This is a genomic window from Nocardioides sp. NPDC101246, assembly GCF_044767415.1.
In the GTDB taxonomy this organism is placed as follows: domain Bacteria; phylum Actinomycetota; class Actinomycetes; order Propionibacteriales; family Nocardioidaceae; genus Nocardioides.
Genome location: NZ_JBIWNX010000015.1, coordinates 112,008 through 131,597 on the forward strand (window position 1 = coordinate 112,008; position 19,590 = coordinate 131,597).

Annotated in this window: 17 protein-coding genes; 6 read left to right on the top strand and 11 right to left on the bottom strand. The window is 69.2% G+C overall.

Annotated elements, in window-relative coordinates:
* Positions 1–2: 2 nt before the first annotated feature.
* Positions 3–329, top strand: coding sequence for a rhodanese-like domain-containing protein (locus tag ACIRON_RS24725; protein ID WP_091043669.1), 327 nt, complete (start codon positions 3–5; stop codon positions 327–329).
* Here ACIRON_RS24725 and aat read toward each other — a convergent pair.
* Entirely contained in the window at positions 326–1,057 is a 732-nt protein-coding gene (gene aat, locus ACIRON_RS24730; protein WP_402996447.1) for a leucyl/phenylalanyl-tRNA--protein transferase, read from the bottom strand. The genes ACIRON_RS24725 and aat overlap by 4 nt on opposite strands.
* 56 nt (positions 1,058–1,113) lie before the next feature.
* Between aat and ACIRON_RS24735 the strand changes: the two genes are divergently transcribed.
* Together ACIRON_RS24735 and ACIRON_RS24740 are read left to right on the top strand one after the other, a co-directional pair.
* Positions 1,114–1,812, top strand: a complete 699-nt coding sequence (locus ACIRON_RS24735; RefSeq protein WP_402996449.1) for an EcsC family protein — start codon at positions 1,114–1,116, stop codon at positions 1,810–1,812.
* Between the two features lie 90 nt (positions 1,813–1,902).
* Positions 1,903–2,505 carry an AAA family ATPase gene (locus tag ACIRON_RS24740; protein ID WP_402996451.1) on the top strand — a complete coding sequence of 201 codons (603 nt, stop codon included), beginning with the start codon at positions 1,903–1,905 and terminating at the stop codon, positions 2,503–2,505.
* 18 nt (positions 2,506–2,523) lie between these two features.
* On the opposite strand, the gene ACIRON_RS24745 is transcribed toward ACIRON_RS24740, so the two are convergent.
* The 9 genes from ACIRON_RS24745 to ACIRON_RS24785 all read right to left on the bottom strand — a co-directional run bounded on the left by ACIRON_RS24745 (position 2,524) and on the right by ACIRON_RS24785 (position 14,460).
* The gene (locus ACIRON_RS24745; protein ID WP_402996453.1) at positions 2,524–3,723 is read right to left on the bottom strand and encodes a hypothetical protein; all 1,200 of its coding nucleotides are present in this window, start codon (positions 3,721–3,723) and stop codon (positions 2,524–2,526) included.
* A gap of 12 nt (positions 3,724–3,735) precedes the next feature.
* Positions 3,736–4,857 (bottom strand): hypothetical protein, encoded by a 1,122-nt coding sequence (locus tag ACIRON_RS24750; RefSeq protein ID WP_402996455.1) that lies wholly within the window; start codon positions 4,855–4,857, stop codon positions 3,736–3,738.
* Positions 4,857–5,966: a hypothetical protein gene (locus ACIRON_RS24755; RefSeq protein ID WP_402996457.1), complete on the bottom strand. Its 1,110-nt coding sequence runs from the start codon at positions 5,964–5,966 to the stop codon at positions 4,857–4,859. Before ACIRON_RS24755 ends, ACIRON_RS24750 begins: the two co-directional genes overlap by 1 nt.
* Positions 5,967–6,066: 100 nt before the next feature.
* Positions 6,067–7,005, bottom strand: coding sequence for a hydroxymethylglutaryl-CoA lyase (locus ACIRON_RS24760; protein WP_402996458.1), 939 nt, complete (start codon positions 7,003–7,005; stop codon positions 6,067–6,069).
* Entirely contained in the window at positions 6,998–8,869 is a 1,872-nt protein-coding gene (locus tag ACIRON_RS24765) for an acetyl/propionyl/methylcrotonyl-CoA carboxylase subunit alpha (protein ID WP_402996460.1), read from the bottom strand. Before ACIRON_RS24765 ends, ACIRON_RS24760 begins: the two co-directional genes overlap by 8 nt.
* Before the next feature lie 20 nt (positions 8,870–8,889).
* Entirely contained in the window at positions 8,890–10,416 is a 1,527-nt protein-coding gene (locus tag ACIRON_RS24770) for a carboxyl transferase domain-containing protein (RefSeq protein WP_402996462.1), read from the bottom strand.
* A gap of 67 nt (positions 10,417–10,483) precedes the next feature.
* Complete coding sequence (locus ACIRON_RS24775; RefSeq protein ID WP_402996464.1) at positions 10,484–11,047, bottom strand: TetR/AcrR family transcriptional regulator; 564 nt, start codon at positions 11,045–11,047, stop codon at positions 10,484–10,486.
* 34 nt (positions 11,048–11,081) lie between these two features.
* Complete coding sequence (locus ACIRON_RS24780; RefSeq protein ID WP_402996466.1) at positions 11,082–11,747, bottom strand: hypothetical protein; 666 nt, start codon at positions 11,745–11,747, stop codon at positions 11,082–11,084.
* Between the two features lie 10 nt (positions 11,748–11,757).
* Positions 11,758–14,460, bottom strand: a complete 2,703-nt coding sequence (locus ACIRON_RS24785; protein ID WP_402996468.1) for a DEAD/DEAH box helicase — start codon at positions 14,458–14,460, stop codon at positions 11,758–11,760.
* Positions 14,461–14,568: 108 nt separating this feature from the next.
* Here ACIRON_RS24785 and ACIRON_RS24790 point away from each other — a divergent pair, with 108 nt between their 5' ends.
* The 3 genes from ACIRON_RS24790 (at position 14,569) to ACIRON_RS24800 (ending at position 17,815) form a co-directional block, all read left to right on the top strand.
* Positions 14,569–15,282, top strand: a complete 714-nt coding sequence (locus ACIRON_RS24790) for a molybdopterin-dependent oxidoreductase (protein ID WP_402996470.1) — start codon at positions 14,569–14,571, stop codon at positions 15,280–15,282.
* A gap of 68 nt (positions 15,283–15,350) precedes the next feature.
* Positions 15,351–16,958, top strand: a complete 1,608-nt coding sequence (locus tag ACIRON_RS24795; RefSeq protein WP_402996472.1) for a DHA2 family efflux MFS transporter permease subunit — start codon at positions 15,351–15,353, stop codon at positions 16,956–16,958.
* 56 nt (positions 16,959–17,014) lie between these two features.
* Positions 17,015–17,815, top strand: a complete 801-nt coding sequence (locus tag ACIRON_RS24800) for an endo alpha-1,4 polygalactosaminidase (RefSeq protein WP_402996474.1) — start codon at positions 17,015–17,017, stop codon at positions 17,813–17,815.
* 941 nt (positions 17,816–18,756) lie between these two features.
* Here ACIRON_RS24800 and ACIRON_RS24805 read toward each other — a convergent pair.
* Positions 18,757–19,581 (bottom strand): hypothetical protein, encoded by an 825-nt coding sequence (locus tag ACIRON_RS24805; protein ID WP_402996476.1) that lies wholly within the window; start codon positions 19,579–19,581, stop codon positions 18,757–18,759.
* Positions 19,582–19,590: the final 9 nt, after the last annotated feature.

Here is a 19,590-nt window from a genome sequence, read left to right on the forward strand (position 1 = left end):
CGGTGACCATCCCCACCGTCGAGATCGCCGGCGTGCCCGATCCCCTGCCCGTGGCCGTCCTGGACGTCCGCGAGGACGACGAGTGGGCCGCGGGCCACATCGAGGGCGCGACGCACATCCCGCTCCAGGAGCTTCCGGCGCGCCTCGGCGACCTGCCCGAGGGCCAGACCCTGGTGGTCTGCAAGGTCGGCGGACGTAGCGCCCAGGCAGTCAACTACCTCGCCCAGCAGGGCTTCGAGGTCGTCAACCTCGCCGGCGGGATGCTCGACTGGGCCGCCGCCGGGCGGCCGATGGTCAGCGAGACCGGCGCCGAGGCGTACGTCCTCTAGGACTCCGCCACCGAAGGGCCGCCGAACGCCTCCGGGAGCGGCAGCCTGAGCGCCTTCTCCAGGCGGTCGAGGTAGTCGTTGCGACCCATCTCGACGACGCCGAGCGAGGCCAGATGGTCCGTGCGCCACTGCACGTCCAGGATCCGCTGGTCGATCGACCCCGCATCGCGCAGCGCCGAGACCAGCCCGACGAGGGCGACCTTGGACGCGTCGCGGACCCGGTGGAACATCGACTCACCGGCGAAGAGGCCGCCGATGGCGACCCCGTAGAGCCCGCCGACCAGGCGGTCGTCCTGCCAGGCCTCGACCGAGTGCGCCCAGCCCAGCTCGTGCAGGTTCCCGTACGCCCGGCGGATCCGCTTGTCGATCCAGCCGTGGGGCCGGCGCGGGTCGGCGCACGAGGCCACCACCTGGTCGAAGCTGGTGTCGATCCTGATCTCGAAGTCCCGCGCCGACCTGCGCAAGGACCGCGAGACGACGAGCCCGTCCAGCGGAAGTACGCCGCGCCGGACCGGTGAGAACCACATCATCGGATCCCGCTGGGACTCCCCGGGCATCGGGAAGATCCCGTGCCGGTACGCGGCCAGGAGTGTCCCGGGCGCGACATCCGCACCCATGCCCACCAGATCGTCGAGCTCAGCCCCACCGTGGCCCGCACCTGGGTCCCGGAGGTCGGCAAAGGCCCACGGCGAAGGCTCGGGTTCGATCGGTCCCCCACGTTTCGCCACGACGAAACGTTATCGCCCCGCGCGGCGCCAACCACCACACACTTAAGATTTGGCTCATGATCGGACCCAAGGCAGTGCTCACCAGTGCGGCCGGCCGGCTCGCGCCCAAGGTCATCCAGTCCGCTCCCGGCGTGACCACCACCGTGGTCCGGCAGGCGCTGCACCACGCGATCGTCGGGGTCGGCCCACTCCCGGCAGCGGCCGCGGCCGCCGAGAAGCACCTCAAGGAGCACGACAACGACGTCGAGCTCGCGGTGAAGCACGTCATCGACAACCACGTGCGGCTGGCCGGCGTCGGCGGCTTCGCGACCAACATCGGCGGTGTGGTCACCCAGGCGATCACGCTCCCGGCCAACATCACCGGGATGGCCATCATCCAGTGCCGCCAGGTGGCCGCGATCGCGCATCTGCGTGGCTACGACCTGACCGATCCCCGCGTCCGCAACGCCGTCCTGCTCACCCTCCTGAGCGAGGAGAAGGTCGGCAAGCAGATCCAGGCGAAGAAGGTCCCCGCTCCGCCGATGGCCATCGCGACCGCGCCGACCTACGACCGTGCGATCGACGCCATCGTCGCCGCGGAGGTGGCCCAGGAGCTGCTCAGTCGGGTCACCGGCAGGGGCATGATCTCCATGGCCGCCAAGCGGATACCGCTGGTCGGCGGTGTCGTCGGCGCCGGGGCCGACGGCTGGATGACGTACCAGATCGGTCGCTACGCCTCGCGCGAGCTGCTGCCGCGTCACCCCGAGAACCCCTGAACCCGGCTCACAGGAACTTCACAGGTCCGTCCTACGTTCCTCTGAAAACGGAACTCCACACTGTTGGTGTCCGCTTGGGAGGAGCAGCAGATGACCGTCGACACGACGTGCGCCCCGATCAGCCCAGCCCGCGCTGCCGGGGTCGAGGTGAGACCTCACCTGCTCCTCCTGGGCGGCGTACCCGGCGCCGGCAAGAGCACGCTGATCCGCGACGTGGCCGACCGGCGTCCTGACGTACGCACCCTCGACCCGGAGACCCCGGGGCGCTGGCTCGCGGCACGGCTGCCGGAGGTGCCCTACCGCCTCTACCGGCCGCTGGTGCACCTGTGGCACGCGATCGCGACTATCGTCCTGGTCCTGCTCGGCCCGACCCCCGGTGGCCACACCCTCCTCGTCCACGACCCGGCCACCCGGCCCGGTCGGCGCGAGCTGCTCGGGCGGATCGCCAGCGCCCGCGGCTGGCGTACGTCGCTGGTCATGATCGACGTGCCGCGCGTCGCGGCGCTCGACGGCCAGCACGAGCGCGGGCGGATGGTCCGCGCCGAGTCCTTCGAGCGTCACTGGGGCCGCTGGACCGACGACCAGCCGCGGCTGCTGACGGCGGCGACCTTCGGTGACGCCGACGGCTCCTGGGACCGGGTCCACGTCTTCGACCGTGCCCGCGCCGCGGGACGGCTCGAGGCGATCCTCTAGGACACGCTAGGACACGCCCTACCGCCGAACGAGGCGGTAGACCTTCAGGACCGCGCGGCCCCACCAGCGACGCTCGAGGCCCTCGCGGGCACGCTGCTTCGGCACCAGCGACCGGGTGTGCTCCAGCTCGGCACGCAGCTCACCGACCTCGTCCTCCAGGCGCGCCTCGGACTTGCGCAGCCGGATGGCCTCCTGGAGCAGCGCGTCGATGGTGGCGACGCCGGCGTCGAGCACCTCGCGCGAGGAGATCGTGTCCGGGTCGACGAACGGCTTGCCCGCCAGGTCGGCCGGCACCAGCAGCTCCTCCAGCCCACCGACGACGTCGTAGCCACGTCCCGACAGCGCCTCGACCCAGCCCTCGGAGAGCGCCTCGACCCACGGCAGGATCGAGGGGGAGAGCGCCAGGCGCGCGGAGTCGCGGCGCTTGGCCAGCGTGCGGTGGGCCAGGAACTCGCGTACGAAAGGCCGGTAGTCGGCCGGCTCGAGCACCGGCACGACCGTCAGGTTGATCTCGCGGAGCAGGGCCGCCTCGGGTACGCCGAGGGACGGGTTGCCGCGGTCGATCCCCTCGAAGTCGATGGTCAGGTCGTCGAGGCCGAAGGCGGTGGAGAACCGCTCCCACAGCAGCGACGAGGACGAGCCCGGCGGCGGGACGGTGATCAGGTGGACGCGCTCGGGCGCGATGCCCTGGGTCCACCTGTCGAGGATGTCGGGCAGCTCCTGGACGCCCCAGAACCACGATCCGATCCGCCCCTCGCGGGCGGGGTCGCGGATCTCCTCGAGGAACTCGGCGTATGTCACGACCGAGCGGTGCTTGACGTTCTCCTGCCACTCGGCCGGGATCTGCCGGGCCAGGTCGCGCGCGGAGAGCATGATGTGGATCTCGGAGTCGCCGCCCAGCGAGTCCAGCGCGTGCTTGGCCTGCTGCCAGGACGCGCTCGCCAGGATCTCGTGGGAGATGATCACGGTCCCGTTCTCGACGGAGCGCACCTTCTCCGCGAGCGCGTCCCAGGCGCCGGTCGCCTCCTCCTCGATGCCGCCCCACGGCAGGTCCATCAGGTCGAGGGCCGCCAGGAAGTGGGCGTCGAAGCGATCGGCGAAGTAGTGGACTCCCTGCCCGGCGAGGGACTCCCGGTTGTGGAAGAGGACGTCTTGAAGATAGGACGTGCCCGTCTTCGGGGTGCCGACATGAAGCAGCACGCGCCGCCCAGTCTCCAACGTTCTACTCCTCTAGGAACGCCCCGCCAGCAATGACAACGCGAGCGCCAGCGCCCGGCGCTCGTCGGGACCCTGCGTCGCCACCCCCGAGGGGAGCAGCCGGTCAGGGTCTCCGTGGAGAGCGTATCCGGCTTCCACCAATGCATCACGTTGGGCCCGCGCCTGTGTTTCGACCCAATCCAAACTTTGCGAAGGGACGCCGACCTCTCGGGCGTCCGGAACGAGCGGTTCGAGCTTCTCCAGGCGTGGTCGCAGTTGACCCATCAGCAGCTTCCGCTGGGTCTCGAGATCGGTTCGTACGCTGAGAACCTGCCCGATCACGCGAGCGACCTCGTTGCCCTCGGCCGAGATCGGCCAGGGGCCGGGCAGGGTGTCCACACCGAGCAGGCCGGGCAGCAGGGCGGGATCGGTGACGATCTCGACGCGGCCCTTCCCGACGCGTGCGGCCCACCAGCGGGCGATCCTGGGCAGGTCGGCACGGGGACCGAGCCACCCGCGCCACTGTGCGTCCCGGATCCAGATGTTCCAGGGGTTGACCCGGTTGGTGAAGGTGCGGAACCTCCACGCACCGGCGGCGACCTCGTCCAACGGGCCACCGAGGACGTAGACGGTGTAGCCGTCGCCACCGGGCAGCCTTCCGCGCCGCTCCAGCTCCTCGCGGATGGGCAGCGTGAGCCACGGCGAACCGACCAGGCGATAGGGGAACTTCTGCTGGGCGGGCTGCGACTTCCTCGGTCGGCGCGACCACCGTCGCGGGCGCGGAGCGGGCGCGGTCTCCACGGTGGCGAGCAGGTCCTCGGCGAGCAGCACGCTCGCCGCTCTCAGCAGCTCGCGCGCCGACAGCGTCGACGGGTCGACCGGCAGCGGCCCGTAGGTCCTCGTCTCGGTGTCCCCGAGCAGCGGCAGGTCGCGGCGGCCGCGGCCGGGCGGGCTCGTGCTCAGCAGGGCGTCGACCCGGGAGGGCTCCGACGGGCCGGTCGTGTTGAGCCGCCGCAGCAGCTCGAGCATCTCGGCACCCGGCAGGTGGTCGGTCGTGGAGGGCGTGGCGGGCTCGGACCAGGATGTCCAAGGAGTCGTACCGCCCTCGCGCAGGTGCGCGGCCCAACCCCAACCCCTGGTGGGTGCAGCTGGCATCAGGAGCGTCGCCCCTTGACCCGCCGCATCAGGCCGGCGGCACGGGAGGCGACCGGGCCCTGGGGCGGGTCGGTGCGAGCGGCCTCGACGACGACCGCGACCAGGGCGTCGATCGCCGCGTCGGCGACGTCCTTGGTGCGCGGCGCGTCCGGGTCGATCCACTCGACGTCGGCGTCGGGACGCTGCGGGTGGAGGTCGTCGAGCTCACCGGCGATGTCGACCTTGGCCAGCTCGGCCCACTCGATCCAGGACTCGGCGACCTGGTCGGCCCAGTCGAAGGCGTACGGCGGCAGGGTGACCCGCTCGCGCCCGTCGCGGTGGGCGAGGGTGCGCTTGGCGATCACGTCGGTGACCAGGTGGCGGTAGTCCTCGCGGGGGAGCTCCTCGGCCTCGAGCCGCGCGTTGAGCCGGCGCAGCAGCGTCGCCTCCGCGCGACCGAGCGACTGGTTGTGGCGGTCGCTGTCGATCGGGGTCCAGGACTCCTCGATCCCGACGACCTCGCAGAACCGGCGCCAGAGCACCTCGCTCGGCGCTCCGTCGTGCGGCACGGTGACCAGGTGCACGCGCTCCGGCGGCAGGTTGCGACCCCACCGGCTGAGCACGTCGGGCAGGCCGTGCGTACGCCAGAACCAGGCGGCCGAGCGGGACTGCTTCGCGGTCTGCATCCGCTCGAGGTAGCGGGCGAAGGTGACCTTGCGCTCGCGCTGCACCTGGTCCTGCCACTCCGCGGCCAGCACACGCGCGATGTCACGGGCGGTGTAGACGATGTGCACCTCGGTGCGGCCGCCCTCGCCGAGGTCGGTCATCGCCTTCTCGACCCGGTCGGGCCGGGCGCCGGCGAAGAGATGGTGGCTTATCAGGATCGTCTCGAACTCGTGGCGGCGCACCCGCTTGACGAGCGTGTCCCACTCGCCGTGGACGGTCTTCCTCATCCCGCCCCACGGGCGGTCGATCAGGTCGAGGGCCGGCCGGAAGAAGTCCGGCTGGCCGCCGACCGGGTAGAAGACGCCATGGTTCTCCAGGGACACCCGGTTGTGGAACAACCTGTCCTGGAGGTACGTCGTGCCCGTCTTCGGAGCGCCGACGTGGAGAAAGACTTTGCGCGCCATGATCCCGCTATTCTGCACCAAGTTAGTAGAGATTGTCGCGGCGGTCCGTCTTTTGTCACCCGGCCGTCACTCTTGAGTGCAGTCTAGGGCGTGTCCCCAGCTAGCCCCGCAAGGCACGTACGACGGCCGAGGGACTCGGCCGGCCGAGGTGGTCGGCGAGCCAACGGCTCGTGTCAGCGACCTTGCCGAGATCGACACCGTGCTCGATCCCCAGGCCGTCGAGCATCCAGAGCAGGTCCTCGGTGGCCAGGTTGCCGGTCGCGCTCTTGGCGTACGGACAACCGCCCAGACCGCCGGCGCTGGCGTCGTAGGTGGTCACGCCGGACTGGAGGCCGGCGAGGGTGTTGGCCAAGGCCTGGCCGTAGGTGTCGTGGAAGTGCAGCGCGAGCCGGTCGGTCGGGACGCCTTCTGCTGTGAAGGCTCCGATCAGCGCCTTCACGTGGCCGGCGGTCGCGACGCCGATCGTGTCCCCGAGGCTGAGCTCGTCGGCGCCGAGATCCAGGAGCCGCTTGCCAGCCTCGACCACCTTCGCGATCTCAACCCGGCCCTCCCAGGGGTCGCCGAAGCACATCGACAGATAGCCCCTGACGGTCATCCCGGCGTCCTTGGCCCGAGCCATCGTCGGCTCGAACATCGCCCACTGACCGTCGAAGGTCTGGTTGAGGTTCTTGTTGGCGAAGGTCTCCGTCGCGCTGCCGAAGACCGCGATGTGCCGCAGCCCCAGCTCGAGCGCGCGGTCGAGACCCTTCTCGTTGGGGACGAGCACCGGGAGCTCCCGCGCCCTGTCGCCGAGCCGGTCGACCAGCTCCTCCATGAGCTGTTTCGCGTCGGCCAGCTGCGGCACCCACTTCGGGTGCACGAAGCTCGTCGCCTCCACCGGGCTCAGCCCGGCATCGAGCAGCCGAGTGATCAGGTCGGCCTTGACGCCGGTGTCGATCGCCGTCTGCTCGTTCTGCAGGCCGTCCCGTGCACCGACCTCGTAGATCGTGATCCTGTTCGGGAGGTCGTCGTGGGGCACGACCGCGGGGAGGTCAGTCATCGGCCGGCTCCACCACGAACAGCTCCGCCCCGAGCGGTACCTGGGAGCCGGCACCGACACCGACCACGGTCACGGTGCCGGCGAACGGGGCCTTGAGGGAGACCTCCATCTTCATCGCCTCCATGACGCCGAGGACCTGGCCCTCGTCGACGGTGTCGCCGACCTGGACGCGGACGTCGATGACGGTGCCGGGCATCTTGGCCTCGACGGCGCCGTCGCTGTGGTGGGCGGCGGCGCCGGCGACGCGGTCGGGAGGGGAGAAGTCGAAGCGGTGTCCTTGGTGGACGATCTCGGCGAGGCCGGTCTGGACGTTGATGGCCGCCCAGTGGCGTACGCCGTCGACGATGGCCACGAGCACGTGGTCGGCCGCGCTGAGCTGCCGGACGAGGTGACTGGCGACATCACTGGCGACGCGGCCGGAGGGGCGGTCGACGGTGACGCTGCGGTCGAGGTCGACGACGGTCGGCGCCGGTGAGCCGGCGAGCCGCCAGCCGTCGGCACGGAACGGCGTCGTGGTGTCCGACGCCGCCGACAGCATCGCGCTGACCCAGGCGACGAGCGCGCGCGGGACCTCGGAGTCGGGTGCGGGCACCTCGTTGCGGTCGAGCCAGGCGGTGTCGATCTCCGCGTCACGGAAGGCGTCCGAGGCGGCCAGCACGCGCAGGAAGCCGGTGTTGGTGGTCAGTCCGAGGACGGCGGTCGCGTCGAGCGCCTTGACCATCGCCGCACGGGCCTCTTCGCGGTCGGTGCCGTGGACGATGACCTTGGCGAGCATCGGGTCGTAGGCGGTGCTGACCACCTGCTCGCTCTCCAGCGCGTGCTCCACCCGAGCACCCTCGGGCCAGCGCACGATCGAGGTCCGGCCGGCCTGCGGCAGAAAGCCCTCGAAGGCGTCCTCCGCGTAGACCCGGACCTCGATGGCGTGGCCGTCGACGCGTACGTCGTCCTGGGCGATGCCCAGCGGCTCACCGGCAGCGACCCGGAGCTGGAGCGCGACGAGGTCGACACCGGTGATCTCCTCGGTCACCGGGTGCTCGACCTGGAGACGGGTGTTCATCTCCAGGAAGTAGGCGTCGCCGGTGGCGTCGTCGAGCAGGAACTCGACGGTCCCGGCGCCGGTGTAGTCGACCTGGCGGGCGAGCGCGACGGCGCTGGTCAGGACCAGGTTCCGCTGCTCGTCGGTGAGCGTCGGAGCCGGAGCTTCCTCGATCACCTTCTGGTGGCGACGCTGGGTCGAGCAGTCGCGCTCGAAGAGGTGGATGACGTTGCCGTGGGTGTCACCGAAGACCTGCACCTCGATGTGACGGCCCCGCTCGACGTACTTCTCGATCAGGAGGGTCTCGTCGCCGAACGCGCTCAGCGCCTCGCGGGCGGCCGCCGCGCGGGCCTCGTCGAGCTCCTCCGACGAGCGGACGATCCGCATGCCCTTGCCGCCGCCACCCGCCGCGGCCTTGACCAGCAGCGGGTAGGGGCTGTCCTCGCCCCGCGGAACCACGGGTACGCCGGCGGCGACCGCGATCTCCCGGGCCGCGTCCTTGCGGCCCATCTGCTCGATCACCTCGGGCGTCGGGCCGACCCAGGTCAGCCCCGCCTTCGCCACCGCCCGCGCGAACTCCGCCCGCTCGGAGAGGAACCCGTAGCCCGGGTGGACGGCCGCGGCACCTGCCTCGGCAGCAGCCGCGACCACCGCGTCGGCGTCGAGGTAGGACGCGACCTCGACGGCCTCGTCGGCGTCGCGTACGTGGGGCGCATCCGCGTCGAGCGCGGTGTAGATCGCGACCGTCCGGATCCCCAGCTCACGGCAGGTGCGGAAGACGCGTCGCGCGATCTCGCCGCGGTTGGCGACCAGAACACTCTCGAACATCCCTGACTCAAACATCCCAGTCACATCCTGAAGATTCCGTAGCGGGGTTCGGGCGTCGGCGCGTTCGCCGCCACCGCGAGCCCCATCGCCAGCACCCGTCGGGTGTCGGCGGGGTCGATGATCCCGTCATCCCACAGACGCGCGGTGGCGTAGTAGGGCGAGCCCTGGGTCTCGTACTGGTCCCGGATCGGCGCCTTGAACTCCTCGTCGTCCGGCTTGCCGGCGACCGTCGCGAGCACCGATGCGGCCTGCTCGCCGCCCATGACCGAGATCCGCGCGTTGGGCCACATCCACAGGAACCGCGGGTCGTACGCACGCCCGCACATGCCGTAGTTGCCGGCGCCGTAGGACCCGCCGATGACGACGGTGAACTTCGGGACCACCGAGCAGGCGACCGCGGTGACGAGCTTGGCGCCGTCGCGGGCGATGCCGTTGTTCTCGTACTCCTTGCCGACCATGAACCCGGTGATGTTCTGCAGGAACACCAGCGGGATGCCGCGCTGGTTGCACAGCTCGACGAAGTGAGCGCCCTTGAGCGCCGACTCGGAGAAGAGGATGCCGTTGTTGGCGACGATCCCGACCGGCTGCCCCTCGATGTGGGCGAACCCGCAGACCAGCGTCTCGCCGTAGAGCTGCTTGAACTCCTGGAAGCGGGAGCCGTCGACGATGCGGCGGATCACCTCGCGTACGTCATAGGGGGTCTTCGTGTCGGCGGGTACCACGTCGGCGAGCGTCTCAGGAGACTCGACCGGCTCGTCGTACGTCGTCGTCCGCGTCTCCTGCTCCGGCAGGGTCGAGACGATCCCGCGGACGATCTCGAGCGCGTGCTTGTCGTCGTCGGCCAGGTGGTCGACGACGCCCGACTTCGACGCGTGGACGAGCCCGCCGCCGAGCTCCTCCGCGGTGACCTCCTCGCCCGTCGCCGCCTTCACCAGCGGCGGCCCGCCGAGGAAGATCGTGCCCTGGTCGCGCACGATCACGGTCTCGTCGCTCATCGCCGGCACGTAGGCACCACCGGCGGTGCACGAGCCCATCACCGAGGCGATCTGTGGGATCCCGCGGGCGGACATGTTGGCCTGGTTGAAGAAGATCCGGCCGAAGTGCTCACGGTCAGGGAAGACCTCGTCCTGCTTCGGCAGGAACGCGCCGCCGGAGTCGACGAGGTAGATGCACGGGAGGTTGTTCTCCGCGGCGATCGTCTGCGCCCGCAGGTGCTTCTTGACCGTCAGCGGGTAGTAGGTGCCGCCCTTCACGGTCGCGTCGTTCGCGACGACCATGCACTTGCGGCCGGCGACCAGACCGATCCCGGCGATCACCCCCGCGGACGGCACCGCCCACTCGTCGCCGTCGTCGTACATCCCGTACGCCGCCAGCGGACTCACCTCCAGGAACGGTGACCCGGGGTCGAGGAGCCCGTCCACCCGGTCTCGCGGAATCAGTTTCCCGCGATCGGTGTGCCGTTGCCGGGAGCGTTCGCTCCCCCCTTGCCGTACGCGCTCGAGCCGCTCTCGCAGCTCGAGTGTCAGCTCGCGCAGATTCGCCGCCATGGAGCGAGGTTAACGTTCATTAACCTCGCGTGACAAGCCCCACACCGAAGTCACCCTCTGCCGATGCCTACTCGGCGAGGGCACCTCGGGCCATCTTGGTGAGCACGGCACGGGTGGATTCCTCGGGAAGGACCCGGTTGTGAGGGGTCGAGTTGATGAGGCCGAAGACCGCGTGGGCCATGGCACGAGCGCTGTCGAGGGCCAGCGCCGGGTTGCGGTCGCGGAGCTGGTCGGCCCAGAGGTCGACGTACTTCCGCTGCAGGGTGCGCACCTGCTCGCGCGCCTCGTGCGGGAGCGACTGCCAGTCACGCTCCTGGACGACGATCAGGGCCCGGTCGCGCAGCGCGAAGTCGACGTGCCAGTCGATCAGCGCCTCGATGGCCCCGGCAGTGCTCGACGCGCCCTTCACCCGGGCGCGTCCTTCGCGGAGCAGCTCCTGGGAGATCGAGACGAGCATCTCGGCGAGCATCGCGTCCTTGCTCGGGAAGTGCTTGTAGAGCGCCGGGCCGGAGATCCCGCAGGCCGCGCCGAGCTCGGAGACGGAGACGCCGTGGAAGCCGCGGGCCGCGAAGAGCTCGGCCGCGGTGTCCAGAATCTGCTCGCGCCTGGTCTTGGTCGGGGCCGAGGTCATTCCGCCAGGCTATCGCGTCAGCTCCAGGGCCATCTCACTCCTCGAGCAGGTGGCGTGCCCGGAGCACCGCGTCGAGCGCGATCTCGACGTCGTCGACCTGGTCGCGGGTCGCCTCGCCCGACGGCCGTTCGTCCAGCTGCTGGGGCAGGCCGCTCCGCAGAAGCCCCAGCAGTTCCTCACGCTCCGCGCCACGCAGATGGAGCAGGACGGAGGCATCGCGGTCGACCGTCCAGCAGAGCTGATGGAGCACCGCGAGCGAGTGGCCGCACACCGCGTGCCAGTGCCCGCACGTGCACGTCACCGCGAGCTCGTCGCCGTAGGGAACCAGCTCGACCCCGGCCTCCTCGGCGTGCTCGGCCACGTCCAGCGGCAGCTCGCCGACCAGGAGAGCCTCGGCCCGGTCGGGCGAAGCACCGAGGACCTCGGCGAGCGCAGCGACGGAGTTCCCGTCCAGCACCGGAACCGTGCCGGTCAGCGTCCACAGCCCGCGCTCGTCTTCGACCGCGGCCGCGAACCGGCCGGCCTCGACGACCAGCCCGCCGATCCGCCCCGAGCGGGCCAGCGCCCGGGCACCGGAGAGCTGGTTGTCGTCGTACGCCAGCTCCTCGATCGCCCGCAGGAACGCCCGACCCCACCACGACTCGACCCGCACCATCCCACGCCGGTGCGGCTCGCGGGCGAAGGTCAGCGCCTTGCTCATGCCGCCCTGCTCATGAGGCGATCCGGCGACGTTTTCGGCGCTTCTGGGGGCCGAGCTTCACCAGCTCGCGAAGCTCGGCGTTGGAGAGCTCGGTGAAGGCGGCCTCGCCGCCCCCGAGGACCGCGTCCGCCAGCACTCGTTTGCGCTGCAGCAGCTCCGCGACCCGCTCCTCGACGGTGCCTTGGGTGATGAGCCGATGCACCTGGACCGTACGCGTCTGGCCGATGCGGTGGGCCCGGTCGGTGGCCTGGTCCTCGACCGCGGGGTTCCACCAGCGGTCGATGTGGATCACGTGGTCGGCGCGGGTCAGGTTGAGACCGACCCCGCCGGCCTTGAGCGAGAGCATGAAGACCGGCACCTCGCCGCCCTGGAAGCGCTCGACCATCCGCGAGCGCTCCGGGACCGGGGTGCCGCCGTGCAGGAACTGGTGCTCCACACCGGAGGCGGCCCAGTGGGCCTCGAGGAGACGAGCCATCGCGACGTACTGGGTGAAGACCAGCACCGCCCCGTCCTCCGCCAGGACCGTCGAGACCAGCTCGTCGAGGAGGTCGATCTTCTGCGACCGCCCCACGATCCGGCCCCCTTCCTGCTTCAAGAACTGCGCCGGGTGGTTGCAGATCTGCTTGAGCCCGGTGAGCAGGCTCAGGACCAGCCCTCGACGTTGCGGGTCGTCGGCGTCGAGCCGCTCGATCCTCGCCATCGCGTCGCGTACGTAGGCCTCGTAGAGCACCGTCTGCTCCCGCGTCAGCGACAGCAGGTGGTCGGTCTCGGTCTTGGGCGGGAGCTCGGGAGCGACCCCGGGGTCCGACTTGCGGCGGCGCAGCAGGAACGGGCCGACCAGCGCCGCGAACTCCTTCGCCTTCCCGACGTCCGCGCCGGCCTCGATCTGGCTCGCCCAGGCGCGCCGGAAGGCCAGCCGGCTGCCGAGCAGACCCGGCACGCACCAGTCCAGCAGCGCCCACAGCTCGGTCAGGTTGTTCTCCACCGGGGTGCCGGTCAGGGCCACCCGGGCGCGCGAAGGGATCTCGCGGAGCGCCTTCGCGGTAGCGGAGGAGGCGTTCTTCACGTGCTGCGCCTCGTCGGCGACGACGAGCCCCCAGGGCACCGCCGAGAGCAGCTCGGCGTCGCGCCGCATCGTCCCGTACGTCGTCAGCACGACGCCGCTCGCACCCTCGACGTCGCGCTCGGCGCCATGGTGGCGTCGCACCTCCACGTCGGGCGCGAACCGGGCGAGCTCGGCCTCCCAGTTGCCCAGCAGGCTCGCCGGGCAGACCACCAGGGTCGGCCCGGGACGCTCGTTCTGGCGATGGAGGTGGAGCGCGATCGTCATCAGGGTCTTCCCGAGCCCCATGTCGTCGGCCAGACAGCCACCGAGCCCGAGCGAGGTGATCCCGGCCAGCCAGGTCAGTCCCTCGACCTGATAGCCCCGCAACGTCGCCTTCAGCCCGTCCGGCACCTCGACGGCGGGTCCCTCGGTCGCCGCGATCACCTGGTCGCGAAGCCGCCCGATCGAGGCCCCGATGATCACCTTCTCGCCCGGCGCGGCCTCGGCGACCTCCGTCGGCACCTGACCGGTCAGCGCGACGGCCAGCGCCTCTCCACCGCTGATCCGTTTGAGCAGCCGCTTGCGCGCGCGTCGGAGAACCGATGGATGGACGACCGCCCATGCCCCTCTCAGCCGCAGCACCGGACCCGCGGCCGCCGCCAAGGCGTCCATCTCGGCGGCATCGAGCGGCTCGCCGCCGAGCGCCAGCTGCCACTGGAACGCGAAGAGCCCCTTCTCCCCGAGCGGCGACTCGCGCATCAGATCCTCTCGCGCGTCGGTCGACGAGGACGCCACGCGGTCCACTGCCACCGACGTCGTCAGGTCGCGCGACAGCGAGCGCGGCCAGAGCACGTCGACACCGCGCTCCTTGAGCCACTCGACCCCGTCCTCGAGCAGGCCGGCTACCTCGTCGCCAGCCAGGGTCAGGGACGAGGGCACCGGCTGGTCGAGCAGCCGGTCGAGCACGGGCCACGCCTCGGCGGCGCCGCGGAGAGCGACCTGCGCATGCGTACGCGCCCGCGGGCCGAATCCGTGATCGGCGTCCTCCTCGTCCCACAGCCGGGCGGCATCGGCCACGTGGAGCGGGTCGGCCTCGTCGTGCACCTGTGGCACCAACGTCAGCGACCCCACGAGCAGGTCCTCCTCCGGCGCCTCGACCCGGAAGGAGAGCCGCACCAACGACGGCAACGAGGCCGTCACCGGCCCCTCATCGGTCCGGTAGCGCGCCAACCGGGTCTGCAACGACTCCCGGAACGCGCCCGACCCGGATGCCTTCGGCGCCGAGGTCGGCACCGCGTCCGCGACCGCCGCCACGACCTCGCGCACCAGGAGCTCGGCCGCCTCACCGTCCAGGTCGTCATAGGCGCGCGAGGAGGCCAGCAGCCGCACCCTCTCCTCGTCCTCCGGCGTGTAGCGGACCGCCCACGAACCATCGGCGGGCTCCAGCTGCCCCGCGGCGACGAACCGGAGCCCGAGATGGGCTGCCGAGGCGACCAGCGCGACCGAGGGATGCAGGTCGGAGGCTGCGTACGCCTTCTTCAGGACCGGCAGCGCGGCCCGCATCGGCAACGACACCGACCGCCGGGAGTCCACGAACTCCACGGCCGAGTCCCGCGGCGGCTGCGCCGGGCGGAAGACCGCGCGGCCGGTCACGGGTACGAAGGACATGGACACGACCGTAGCCGCCAGCACCGACGGTTTCTCATCCTCGAGGATGAGGGCATCGCGCCCGAAGGTCGAGGCGCGCCATGCCGGGGCCCTGCCACGGTGACTGACATGACCAAGACCACCCACCCCCGCGCCGCGCTCCCGCCCGGGCAGCAGCGGATCGACTTCTTCCCGCGCTTCGGGCGACGCGTCGATCAACCCCCACCCGAGGTGGGCGCACGGCCGACAGTCGTCTTCGGTGGCGCGCTCACGACCCCGCTGGAGATCTCCGTGGACGAGCTCGTCGGCGCCGACCGTCGCGAGCTCGACGCCGACTTCCACTGCGTCGCCGGCTGGTCGGTGACCGACCTGCACTGGGAAGGCGCCGCCTTCGCCGACGTCTATCAGCGGTACGTCGCACCGGCCCTCACACCGGGCACGACCGTGACTCACGTGATGGTCCGCGGCCTCGACGGCGAGCACTTCGTGGCCCGGCTCGAGGATCTCCTGGCCGAGGACGTAATGCTCGCCGACCGACTCGGCGGCCAGCCGCTCGACGGCGATCACGGCGCTCCGCTGCGGCTGGTCAACCCGGCGCAGTACGGATACGCCAACATCAAGCACGTGTGCCGGATCGACGTACTCGCCGGCCCGCCGCATGCAGGCTCACCAGCGCTGGTGGACCGGCTGCTCCAGTCCCACCCGCGGGCGCGGGTCTGGGAGGAGGAGCGCCACGGCACGCTGCCCGGCTGGCTGATCCGCCCGGTCTACCGAGCGATCAAGACCCTCATGCTCGCCGCGGCCGTGCGTCGCGGTAAGGCGGCGGGTGAGCATGTTGGGTGAGCCAGGTCACCATTCAAATGCGAATAATGGCTAGGGGACTTATCAACCCACACGTAGGCTGTCAACCCGTGACAGAAACTTCTGCCAAGCCTGAGAAGGCGCCGGACGACCACCTCGACAAGAGCGTGCTGATCGTCGCAGGCGTCGTAGTGCTCGGATCGATCATGTCGATCCTCGACATCACCGTCGTCTCCGTCGCACTGGAGACCTTCCAGCGCGAGTTCGACGCCACCTCTGCCGAGGTCGCCTGGACGATGACCGGCTACACCCTCGCCCTTGCGACGGTGATCCCGCTGACCGGTTGGGCCGCCGACCGGTTCGGCACCAAACGCCTCTACATGACCGCGATCGTGCTCTTCGCGCTCGGCTCGGCGCTGTGCGCACTGGCCACCACGCTGCCGATGCTGGTCGGCTTCCGCGTACTCCAGGGCCTCGGCGGCGGCATGCTGATGCCGCTCGGCATGACGATCCTGACGCGCGCCGCCGGCCCCGAGCGGGTCGGTCGGGTGATGGCGATCCTGGGCGTACCCATGCTCCTCGGCCCGATCCTCGGCCCCATCATCGGTGGCGCGCTGATCGACTCGGCCTCGTGGCACTGGATCTTCCTGATCAACATCCCGATCGGCGTCATCGCGCTGGTCTACGCCTGGCGGGCGCTGCCCAAGGACCACGTCGAGCCGTCGCAGTCCTTCGACTTCCTCGGCATGGTGCTGCTGTCCCCGGGTCTGGCGCTGTTCCTCTACGGCGTCTCCTCGATCCCCGAGGCCGGCACGTTCCTGGACGCCAAGGTGCTCTCCTTCATGGTGGCGGGCCTGGTGCTGATCGCCGCGTTCATCCCGTGGGCGCTGTCGTCCCGCAACGACCACCCGCTGATCGACGTACGCCTCTTCGGCAACAAGGAGCTCACCGTCGCGGTGGTCACCCTGTCGATCTTCGCGATGGCGTTCTTCGGTGCCTCGCTGCTCTTCCCGCTCTACTACCAGCAGGTACGCGGCGAGGACGCCCTCCACGCCGGCCTGCTGCTGGCCCCGCAGGGTCTGGGCGCGATGGTCACGATGCCGATCGCCGGCATGCTCGCCGACCGCACCGGTCCGGGCAAGATCGTCCTCAGCGGTCTCACCACGATCGCGGTGGGCATGTTCATGTTCTCGCGGCTCGACGAGGCCACGCCCTACTGGTACCTCCTCGTGTCGCTGTTCATCATGGGCCTCGGCATGGGTGCCACGATGATGCCGACCTTCGCCGCCGCCCAGGCGACGCTGCGCGAGCACACCATCGCCCGAGGTACGACCCTGGTGAACATCGTCCAGCAGGTCGCCGCCTCCGCCGGCACCGCGCTCTTCTCGGTGCTGCTCACCAACGCGCTGTCCAGCAAGGACTCGATCTCCGCCGCGGACGACCTCGCCGACAAGCTCGGGGTCTCGGCCGGCGGTCTGGAGTCGTTCATGTCCGACCCGGCCAACCAGCAGAAGGTCGGTGAGGCCGCGGCTTCGCTGGGTCTCGACCCCGCCAAGCTGCCCGAGGTCTTCCAGGCCATCCCGGCAGAGATGGCCGAGGCGTTCTCGACCACCTTCGTGATCGCCGCGATCCTCGTGCTGGTCACGCTCATCCCCGCGTGGTTCCTGCCGAAGAGCAAGGCCGAGCACGGAGCCGCCGCTCCCACGGTCCTCCACTGATCCGCCTACGTACGCAGGGCCGGGCTGCCGCTGGCAGCCCGGCCCTCGTTCTGCTTGTGAGCCTGATCTTGTTGGCGGCGTGCGGTTCCCCGGCTTCGCCAACTGCCGACGACACAGCTCCCGACCTCCCGCCGACCGACGGCGTCTTCGACTACCAGCTCGGCGGCACCGCGGACCATCTGTCCGACGGCACCCGGATCGACGTGGTCGCCCGCGACGCCACCGCCGCACCCCTCGACGGCGCCTACAACGTCTGCTACGTCAACGGCTTCCAGACCCAGCCCGACGCCGACTGGTCCGAGCACTCATCGGCGCTGCTGCGCGATGCCTCCGGCGAGCCCGTACGCGACCCCGACTGGCCCGACGAACTCATCCTCGACCCCTCCACCGCCTCCGCCCGCGAGGCGATCCTCGAGGTCGTCGCCCCGGTCATCTCGGACTGCGCGGACGCCGGCTTCGACGCCGTAGAGATCGACAACCTCGACACCTGGACCCGCTTCGACGCGATCTCGCAGGAGGGCGCCCTCGCCCTCGCCGAGTCCTACGTCTCGGCAGCTCACGACGAGGGCCTCGCGATAGCCCAGAAGAACGCCGCCGAAGCCGCCCGCCCCGCCCACGACGACCTCGGCTTCGACTTCGCGGTCGTCGAGGAGTGCGGCGCCTACTCCGAGTGCGCCGCCTACACCGACGTCTACGGCGACCACGTACTCCAGATCGAATACCCCGACTCGCTAGCCGAAGCCGACCTCACCTTCGCCGACGTCTGCTCGAGCCCCGACCACGCCCCTCTCACCATCCTCCGCGACCGCGACCTCGTCGGACAGGACGACGCGGCGTACGTCTATGACGAGTGCTGAAGGGTTAACGGCTCTTCACAGATGACGGTGCGGCGACGGATCGACCTGCGGTCATTGCATCGAGACACAGGCAAGGCCGGTTGCGCGCCGCCCGCCCATGGCTCCGCACGACGTGTGATTCAGAAGCGCCTTTCGGCGCGCGCCAGCACCTGCGCGAGAAGTCCTGCCACCGCGCCAGCAGCACGGAGCCACCGCTCCCACAACCCTCCTCAGATCCACCCACGTACGTGGGGCCGGACCCTCAACCATAAAGAGCCGTCAATCACGCCGTCGAACTTGCGGGCAAATCATCTCGCGGAAATAGACCAGCGGACTTGCCAGGTAATTTTGAAACGACTCGAATCGGATGGCTTATTCCGTCGTCATCGTCGCAACCTTATCGATGACCTTGTCACCGAGTCCGTTGACCTCTCGACGATCGGCCTCTGCCGTCGATGAAACCGTTACCTCGACGACAATCGACGATCCCGGAACGACACTCAACGACTGAACACGCGGTGTCGACAGATACTCCGAGAACTGCACTCGGCATATGCCTTCCACCATCGAAGACTCTTGCTCTCGATCACATAGTTCTACCGGCTTCCTATTAGCAATTTCCTTAGCTATGGACCTCGATTCGCCACCATAACCTGTCGCCCGGACGCGCAACGAAAAACTACCGTTCGGAGTGTCTCCCTCAACGTCGCATTCCAGACGGCTTATTAGACGATCCGAAGTCGAAGACGGAGTCGAAGAACCAATAATCCATCGCTCACTCGATGTACGGGTGAAAACATCGATGTCATCGATCTCTTGGCACAGGTCGTCGACATCAAATTTCGGGGCCGGGTAAACTTCACTATTTGCGTTTTCAGCACTGCACCCGCCGAGCGCCAAACTAGACATCAATCCTAAGAAGAGACCCGAAGCGGTTGCGATCCGGAGGGTTCTAATCTTTATCACCACTTCGTCCGGTTCGTCAGATCACGGCCATCCACACCACTGATCTCTGGCCAAGCATTTCCTGCCATCAGACCTTCAAGCGAGTTCCCGGACTTTAGGACGTTCCACGCAGTGGCCCCTGCAGTCGCATCTTCTGCAACGTATCGGATGAGCGTATTAGCCAACTCCGCCACCTTGACGAAGATCGACAGAATTACTTTAATTGCAGGACCAACTTCCAGTGTGATGATCTGCGCACCGCTAGCCGCCTGCTCAATCGAATCAACAATCTCTCCAGCATATCCGAGGATTGCCGACTGGATGTCTAGCCACGAGGAAATGATCGTGCTTGAAGCGTCACCAAGTGCAGTTGCTGCGTCCCCGAGTCCGCTGGCAGCGCCCAGCGCCGCGGAGGCTTGCTTAGGAGCCTGCCGGGCAAACGCCTCCGGTCCTTCTCCCTCGCTCCAGGCAGCCTGAACGCGGCTGATCGCATCCGGTAGGTACGAATCTCCAATATCGGTGAGCACACGCCCAGCGTTGATATATCCGTTCGAAAGCAGATTTAGCGTGATCGGGTCGCCGTTGATCTCGCCGATCTTCTCAATGATCTTGGGGGCCTCCTCCTCGAATGTATCGACCAGCTCACGAATTGCATCCTGCAGCGCATCGATGCCTCGATTAACGGTGTATACCAACCACGGCTTTACGGCCCACTCCCAATTAGAGATTTCGTCAACCTTGGTATTGAACCTCCTCTGAACTGATTCAATTCCAGCATTGAGGTTCTTTTGAAATTCATTAAGACCGTCCTGAACCATCTTTTCAAAGTCAGTGTATGCCATCGGCGCTTC